Origin of the sequence: Acidovorax sp. CF316, assembly GCF_000276605.1 — a bacterium.
Lineage (GTDB): Bacteria > Pseudomonadota > Gammaproteobacteria > Burkholderiales > Burkholderiaceae_C > Acidovorax.
Genome location: NZ_AKJX01000158.1, coordinates 21428 through 27814 on the forward strand (window position 1 = coordinate 21428; position 6387 = coordinate 27814).

A 6387-nucleotide genomic window follows, 5' to 3' on the forward strand; every position below is an offset into this window, starting at 1 on the left:
CCCAGTCCTAATCCAGCCCCGGCGGCACCGCCAGGTACCAGCGCGTCGCCTGCTCGAAGGCATGGCCCACGCGCAAGGCCGTGGCCTCGTCGAAGGGCCGCGCAATGAACTGCAGCGACACCGGCAGCCCCTGGCCCGTGAAGCCCGCCGGCACGGCCAGCGCGCACAGGTCCAGCAGGTTCACGAAGCGGCCGAAGCGCGACAGCGGCGTGGCCAGCTCGTCCACCTCGGTGAGCGGGATCGCGGCGATGGCATTGGTCGGAAAGGCGCAGACATCGATCCCGTCCATCGCGGCCAGCATCTCGGCCTTGGCCTGCTCGCGCAGCCTGAGCAGCTGCAGGTACTGCGCCGCGCCGATATCGCGCCCGAGCAGGATGCGCCGGCGCACATGCGGGTCGAACTCCAGCCCCTCCTGCTCGAACAGCGTGCCCAGGTTCGCATAGCCCTCGGCGCTCATCAGGCTGCCCGCCACGCGCATCGACTCGGCCAGGCTCTGCGGCAGCGCGCGCTCCACGCGCTGCATGCCCAGGCCCTCCAGCACCCGCACGGCTTCGTCGCAGGCGGCCAGCACCTCGGGGTCCACGTCCGCGCGCTCGGCCTCGGGCAGCACCCACATGCGCATGCCGGCCACGCCGCGCGCCGCATCGAGCTGCGGCAGCACCGCGCGCGCCGGCACCGGTAGCGACACGGCATCGCGCGGGTCGGGGCCCGAGAGCACGTCGAGCAAAATGGCGCTGTCGCGCACCGTGCGCGTGAGCGGGCCCACCGTGTCGTGCGTGGGGCACAGCTCGATCAACCCGTGCCGGCTGATCAGCCCGCGCGTGGTCTTCAGGCCCACCACCCCGCACAGCCCCGCAGGGATGCGCACCGATCCCCCCGTGTCCGTGCCGATGCTGGCCGTGCACAGGCCCGCCGCCAGCGCCACGGCCGAACCGCTGCTGCTGCCGCCCGGCGTGCGGTGCGTGCGCAGGTCCCAGGGGTTCCAGGGCGTGCCCATCACCGCATTCGTGCCCCAGCCGCCAAAGGCGAACTCCACCGTGTGCGTCTTGCCGACCACCACGGCACCGGCCGCGCGCAGCCGCTCGACCACGGCCGCGCTGGTGGCCGAGGTGCGCGGCGGCCGCGCCTTCGAACCTGCCGCAATCGGCTTGCCCTCGACCTCGAACAGGTCCTTCACCGCCACCGCCACGCCGTGCAGCGGCCCCAGGCGGATGCCGGCGCGCGCCATCTGGTCCAGGCCGCGCGCAGCGGCGCGGGCCTCGTGGGCATACACGTCGGTGAAGGCGTGCAGCTGGCCGCCAAGGCGCGCGATGCGCGCGAGCTGGTGTTCCAGCAAGGCCTCGCTCGACAGCTCCCCACAGGCGATGGCTTGAGCCAACTGCTCCAGTGGTGCGTAGGTCATGGACGTCATAAGCTCTTTCATGCCGCACCCACCGTGCGGCGCCCCTGCGCCAGACGGCGCTCCAGCCACCGCGAGAGCATGGACAGGGGAAAGGCGATGGCGAAGTACAGCAGCCCCACCAGGATGAAGATGTGCAGCGGCAGGAAGTACTCGCTGGACATGGCGCGCGCCGCCAGCATCAGCTCGTTGGTGGCGATCAGCGCGCACAGCGAGCTGTCCTTGAGCAGGGCCACATAGCTCGACAGCAGCGGCGGCAGCATCACGCGCAGGGCCTGCGGCAGCGTCACGGAGAGGAACACCTGGCGCGGCGTGAGGCCCGCGGCCAGCCCCGCCTCGCGCTGGCCGCCGTGCACCGACTGCAGGCCGCCGCGCAGGATCTCGGCCACATAGGCCGCGCCGTGCACCCCGAGGCCAATGGCCCCGGCCCAGTAGCCCGGCAGCGTGATGCCCACCGAGGGCAGCGCGAAGTAGATGGCCAGCAGCAGGGCCAGCAGCGGCACCGCGCGCAGCAGCTGGATGAAGCCGTTGGCCCCGTGGCGCAGCACTGCCACGCCGCTGCGCAGCATCCATACCAGCAGGGCGCCCAGCACCAGCGCGATGGCAAAGCCCAGGGCAGAGAGCTCGGCCGTGACCCGGGCTGCCTCCAGCAGGCGCGGCCACCATTCGGCCATGTGCTCGGCGTAGGGGGCGAAGAACGAAGGGCTGCCGCTCATCGCGCACCCCCTGCCGTGCGGCGTTCCAGCCGCGCAAAGGCCCAGCTGATGGGCAGCACCATGGCCGCGTAGAGCAGCATGGCGGTCAGGTAGATCAGCGGCGTCTCGAAGGTCGAGGTGACCAGATTGCGCGCGTAGAACATCACCTCGGGCGCCGCGATCGCCGAGGCGATGGACGTGTCCTTGACGAGCTGGCTCGCGTAGTTGCCCAGCGAGGGCAGCGTCACGCGCACCATCTGCGGCAGCAGCACGCTGCGCAGCGCCTGCGCGGGCGTCAGGCCCACGGCCAGGGCGGCCTCGCGCTGGCCCGCATGCAGACAGCGCAGGCCGGCCGCGAACACATCGCACAGCACGGCCGCGCCCACCAGGCCCAGGCCCACCACCGCGGCCGTGAGCGGCGACAGCCGCACGCCCACCGAAGCCAGGCCGAAGTACAGCACGAACAGGTGCGCCAGCGCCGGCACATTGCGCATCCATTCCACATAGGCTGCAATGCCCAGCTGCAGCAGGCGGTTGCGCACGAAGACCACGGCCAGCGCCAGCAGCAGGCCCAGGCTGGCCGCCAGCAGGCCCGCGCCCAGGGCCACCTGCGCGGCCGTGAGCGCACCGCGCGCCAGCGTGGCCACGATCAGGGTCAGGGTGTCGATGCCCGGCATGCTCACGCCCCCACCTGGCCGAGGAAGCTGCGCGTGCGCTCCCTGCGCGGCTGGTCGATCACCTGCGCCGCAGGGCCTTCCTCGACGATGTGGCCACCGTCCATGAAGATCACGCGGTCCGCCACGTCGCGCGCAAAGCGGATCTCGTGCGTCACCAGGATCATCGAGCGCCCCTCCTCGGCCAGCTCGCGGATCACGCCTAGCACCTCGCCCACCAGCTCCGGGTCCAGCGCCGAGGTGGGCTCGTCGAACAGGATCAGCTGGGGCTTCTGTGCCAGCGTGCGCGCGATCGCCACGCGCTGCTGCTGCCCGCCCGAGAGCTGTTCGGGGTAGGCATCGGCCTTGTGGCGCAGGTGCACCTTGTCCAGCATTGCTTCGGCCAGCGCATGGGCCTCGTCGCGCCGCATGCCGGCCGCCTTGATGGAGGCCAGCGCCACGTTCTCGCGCACGGTGAGGTGCGGCCACAGGTAGAACAGCTGGAACACCATGCCGATCTCGCGGCGCTGCGGCGCCATCTCGGTGTCGCTCATCAGGCGCCAGCCGCCCTTGCGGTCGGGCCGCTGGCCGATGCGCTCGGACCCGAGCAGCACCTCGCCCGCCTGGGGCTTTTCCAGGAAGTTCAGGCAGCGCAGGCAGGTGGACTTGCCCGAGCCGCTGGGCCCGATCAGCGACAGCGTCTCGCCTTTCTTCAGGTCGAAGGAAATGCCCTTGAGCACCTCGGCCTGGCCGTAGCTCTTCGTGAGGCCGCTTACGCGCAGCAGGGGGGGTTGGTCGTTCACAGCAGGGTTCTCCAGGCAGTTGTGTGCGGGTGCCGCGGCACGGTCCTTGCAGCCGCATGCCCTCGTTACCCAGTGCCTCCATGCTAGGAAGGACGCCCCTCTGTTCATTGCAGGCGGTCGCCGCTATATTGAACGTATGCGACATGCAGGGAAAACCCCATGCCACCAGCCAAACACCGAATTGACAACCTCCCTAGCGACATTGGTGCGCACGCGCACCAGGCCAGTGCACAGAACGCAGGCGACATTGGTGCATTGATCGGAAAGCTCGATGCCGCCAGGGCATCGTCCGCACCGAAGCGCAGGCCCTCGGGCACGACCTCGGCCACGGAGCTGCGCGTGGGCATCCTGCTGTGGCCGCAGTTCCCCCTGCTCTCGCTGGCCGGCCTGTGCGACGGCCTGCGCCACGCCGCCGACGTGGGCGACCAGAGCCGCCAGATCCGCTGTTCGTGGACCATCCTCGGAGTGCCCGGGCAGTCGGTGCAGGCCAGCTGCGGCGTGCCCGTGCCGGTGCAGGATTCGCTCTCGTCCGAGAGCGACTACGACTACATCGCCGTCATCGGCGGGCTGCTGCCCGCCATCCCCACGGTGCACCCGCGCTACACCGCCTTCCTGCGCGATGCGGCCGCGCTGGGCAAGCCGCTCATCGGCATCTGCACCGGCACGTTCGCACTCGCGCATGCGGGCCTCATGGCCGGGCGCCGCGCCTGCGTGCACCCCTACCATGTGGAGGACTGGAAGGCCGCCTTCCCCACGCTCGACCACGCCACCGACTGCCACTACGTGTTCGATGGCGACCGCATCAGCTGCGCGGGTGGCATCTCCATCGTGGAGCTCACGGCCGAGCTCGTGCGCCTGCACTGCGGCCCCGACCGCGCGGCCAAGGTGATCCACCAGATGACGGTGAACCCCGCTGCGCGCAGCACCCACGTGGCGCGCCGCCACGCGCTGGGCTACGGCACGGCCGACCACGACAAGCTGCGCCAGGCCATCGTGCTGATGGAAAAGAACATCGGCACGCCGCTGGAGATCGCGGTCATCGCGCGCCTCGTGGATTCGAGCAGCCGTCAGCTCGAACGCGTCTTCCTGGCCGAGACACGCACCACCCCGTCGGAGTACTACCGCAACGCGCGCCTCAAGTACGCGCGCTGGATGCTCACCAGCACCGACCTGGCCGTCATCACCATCGCCTACGAGTGCGGCTTCTCCGATGCCTCGCACTTCATCCGCCACTTCCAGCAGCTGTACGGCATGCCGCCGGGGCGCATGCGCAAGGCGCTGCAGGCCGGCGCCGTGGAGGCCTGACGCAAGAAAGCCGCATGCGTGCCCGGGGGGGCATGCATGCGGCTCGCCAGGATGTCAGCCCATCATTTGCAGGACGGCAGCTTCCAGTCCGCCGCGCGGTCCACGCCGGCCCGGGCGTTCTGGCCCACGGGGAGGTACCAGACGTCCTGCACCAGGCCATAGGTCTTGCCGATCTTGCGCAGCTCGCAGCTGCCCCAGAGCTTGGCGATCTCGGCGTTCACGGCCTTCACCAGCTCGGGGTTGTCCTTGTTCAGGCCGAACACCACCTGGCCCAGCCCCGTGAGCAGCGGGTAGTCGGGTGAGGCATCGCTGAAGGCATTGAACTTGATCTTCCACTGCGGGTTCTGCGAGATCGCGTACTGCATGACCGGCGGGTCGCCGATCACCGCGTCGATGCGCCCGGCCAGCAGGTCGCGCACGGCGGCGTCCGAGGTGTCGTACAGCGCCAGCTGCAGGCCGTTGATCTTGCGCAGCTCGGGGATGAACGAGAAGCCCGTGATCGTGCCGACCTTCTTGCCTTCCAGATCCTTGAGCTTGCTCCAGTCGGTCTTGTCCGACTGCGTGATGCCGTTCTTGAAATAGTGGATCGGGTCGCTCAGCGCCATGATTCTGGAGCGCTGCTCCGTCCAGCCCATGGTGCCGGCCATCACGTCCACGCGCTTCGATTGCACCGAGGCGATGGTGCCCGACCACTCCATCAGCGCGGGCTTGACCTTGAGCTGCAGTGCCTGCGCGATGCGCTGCAGGATCTCGCCGTCGTAGCCCACCATCCTGCCGTCCTGGTAGCCCGTGCCCGGCATGTCGCCCGAGAACGCGATGGTGAAGGCGCCCTTGTCCACGGTCTCCAGGGCATGGGCCGAAAGCCCCAGGGCGGACAGGCAGGTGGCGGCCGCGAGCGAGGCCAGCAGCCTCGCGATCTTCAATGTTGGCATGGTGGTGATCTCCAGAAGTCCGGTGGTGGTTCCCTCCCATCGGTCGATGGGGTGAATCGACTGTAGGGACGCCTGCCGCGCGGCGATTGGAGGCGCGCACGGCGAAATGGAATGCCCGCGACATTGCGGGAAAACACCGCTGCAGCAGCTTCGCCGGCGCATCCGTATACTTTTCCATGGACACCACCCTGCGCATTTCCACCGACCCGGCCGAACTCGACGTGGCCCTGGTCCACCGCTTCCTGTCCGAGCAGTCCACCTGGGCCCGGGGCATTCCGCTGGCCACCGTGCAGCGTGCGCTGGCGCATTCGCTGTGCTTCGGCGGTTTCGTGGACGGTGCCCAGGTGGCCTTTGCGCGCGTGATTTCCGACCACGCCACCTTCGCCAACCTGGTGGATGTGTTCGTGCTGCCTGCGTTCCGCGGCCGGGGCTACGGCAAGCAGCCAGTCCACTGAAACCGAGAAATCGGCTGTGCGTGAGGGCCTGGCAGGGCCGCAATCTAGGCGGCGGGCGCAGCCGGGTTGGACACCCGGCGAGCACGGCAACGACGAGTGCGGCCCTGCCAGGCCCTCACCCTTCGGGCCGGAGTGTCAGCGGGCG

The 6387-nt window shown here is 69.7% G+C and carries 6 protein-coding genes and 1 pseudogene; 2 read left to right on the forward strand and 5 right to left on the reverse strand.

Annotation, left to right across the window (positions count from 1 at the left end):
- Nucleotides 1–7 precede the first annotated feature (7 nt).
- The 4 genes from PMI14_RS19545 to PMI14_RS19560 are packed head-to-tail and all read right to left on the reverse strand — an operon-like array spanning nt 8 to nt 3658.
- On the reverse strand, nt 8–1402 hold the full coding sequence (locus PMI14_RS19545; protein WP_238541870.1) for an amidase: 1395 nt from the start codon (nt 1400–1402) through the stop codon (nt 8–10).
- Between the two features lie 17 nt (nt 1403–1419).
- Nucleotides 1420–2115, reverse strand: coding sequence for an amino acid ABC transporter permease (locus PMI14_RS19550; RefSeq protein ID WP_007857049.1), 696 nt, complete (start codon nt 2113–2115; stop codon nt 1420–1422).
- Nucleotides 2112–2771, reverse strand: a complete 660-nt coding sequence (locus tag PMI14_RS19555; RefSeq protein ID WP_007857050.1) for an amino acid ABC transporter permease — start codon at nt 2769–2771, stop codon at nt 2112–2114. Before PMI14_RS19555 ends, PMI14_RS19550 begins: the two co-directional genes overlap by 4 nt.
- A 2-nt stretch (nt 2772–2773) precedes the next feature.
- Nucleotides 2774–3658: an amino acid ABC transporter ATP-binding protein gene (locus PMI14_RS19560; protein ID WP_007857051.1), complete on the reverse strand. Its 885-nt coding sequence runs from the start codon at nt 3656–3658 to the stop codon at nt 2774–2776.
- A 51-nt stretch (nt 3659–3709) separates the two neighbouring features.
- On the opposite strand from PMI14_RS19560, the gene PMI14_RS19565 reads away from it, so the two are divergent.
- Entirely contained in the window at nt 3710–4855 is a 1146-nt protein-coding gene (locus tag PMI14_RS19565; RefSeq protein ID WP_007857053.1) for a GlxA family transcriptional regulator, read from the forward strand.
- Between the two features lie 62 nt (nt 4856–4917).
- On the opposite strand, the gene PMI14_RS19570 is transcribed toward PMI14_RS19565, so the two are convergent.
- Complete coding sequence (locus PMI14_RS19570; protein ID WP_007857054.1) at nt 4918–5787, reverse strand: ABC transporter substrate-binding protein; 870 nt, start codon at nt 5785–5787, stop codon at nt 4918–4920.
- A 176-nt stretch (nt 5788–5963) separates the two neighbouring features.
- Here PMI14_RS19570 and PMI14_RS19575 point away from each other — a divergent pair.
- Nucleotides 5964–6221: pseudogene (locus tag PMI14_RS19575) on the forward strand (GNAT family N-acetyltransferase); the annotation flags it as partial.
- Between the last annotated feature and the right edge of the window lie 166 nt (nt 6222–6387).

What these genes read in the sequence shown, in the direction of transcription:
- PMI14_RS19560 (WP_007857051.1), bottom strand. Translation starts at nt 3,658, where the DNA reads ATGAACAGAGGGGCGTCCTTCCTAGCATGGAGGCACTGGGTAACGAGG.
- PMI14_RS19550 (WP_007857049.1), bottom strand. Translation starts at nt 2,115, where the DNA reads ATGAGCGGCAGCCCTTCGTTCTTCGCCCCCTACGCCGAGCACATGGCC.
- PMI14_RS19570 (WP_007857054.1), bottom strand. Translation starts at nt 5,787, where the DNA reads ATGCCAACATTGAAGATCGCGAGGCTGCTGGCCTCGCTCGCGGCCGCC.
- PMI14_RS19545 (WP_238541870.1), bottom strand. Translation starts at nt 1,402, where the DNA reads ATGACCTACGCACCACTGGAGCAGTTGGCTCAAGCCATCGCCTGTGGG.
- PMI14_RS19565 (WP_007857053.1), top strand. Translation starts at nt 3,710, where the DNA reads ATGCCACCAGCCAAACACCGAATTGACAACCTCCCTAGCGACATTGGT.
- PMI14_RS19555 (WP_007857050.1), bottom strand. Translation starts at nt 2,771, where the DNA reads ATGCCGGGCATCGACACCCTGACCCTGATCGTGGCCACGCTGGCGCGC.